Raw genomic sequence first — 608 nt, 5'->3', positions numbered from 1 at the left:
TCGTTTTTAGCTTTCTCAACTGCATCGTTTGTTGTTGCGTTGTCGATTGCTTGTTTCGCTGCGTCGGCTTTGGCTTTTGCATCTGCTTTAGCTGCAGTTTTTTCTTCGTCTGTTAAGTCATTATTGGCATCAATCGCGTCATTCTTAGCTTTCAATGCGTCATCAATTGCTTGTTTTGCAGCCGGTTTAGCTGTTGGTGTTGGAGTGACTGATGATACACTTGCTGCCCCAGCGTTTTTAGCTTGAGTTACTGCATCGTTTGTTGTCGCGTTGTCAATTGCTTGCTTCGCTGCGTCAGCTTTCGCTTTGGCGTCTTCCTTAGCTTTGGTTTTCTCTTCAGCAGTCAAATCGTTATTGGCATCAATCACATCGTTCTTAGCTTTCAATGCGTCATCGATGGCTTGTTTTGCAGCCGGTTTAGCTGTTGGTGTTGGAGTGACTGATGATATACTTGTCGCTCCGTCATTTTTAGCTTGTTCTACCGCTGCGTTTGTTGTTGCGCTATCGATTGCTTGTTTAGCTGCATCGGCTTTGGCTTTGGCGTCTTCCTTAGCTTTGGCTTTCTCTTCAGCAGTCAAATCGTTATTGGCATCAATCACATCGTTCTT

At 44.7% G+C, this 608-nt stretch carries 1 protein-coding gene; it reads right to left on the bottom strand.

Features of this window, described 5'->3' with window-relative positions; all coding sequences use genetic code 11:
- A partial coding sequence (locus tag O3664_RS09140; RefSeq protein ID WP_371613940.1) for a DUF1542 domain-containing protein occupies positions 1-608 on the bottom strand: 608 nt, incomplete at both ends.

The sequence above is a fragment of the Streptococcus sp. 27098_8_109 genome (assembly GCF_041432295.1).
GTDB lineage: Bacteria > Bacillota > Bacilli > Lactobacillales > Streptococcaceae > Streptococcus.
Note: the sequence above shows the minus strand (reverse complement) of the source record. Positions and strands in the feature narration are given on the sequence as shown.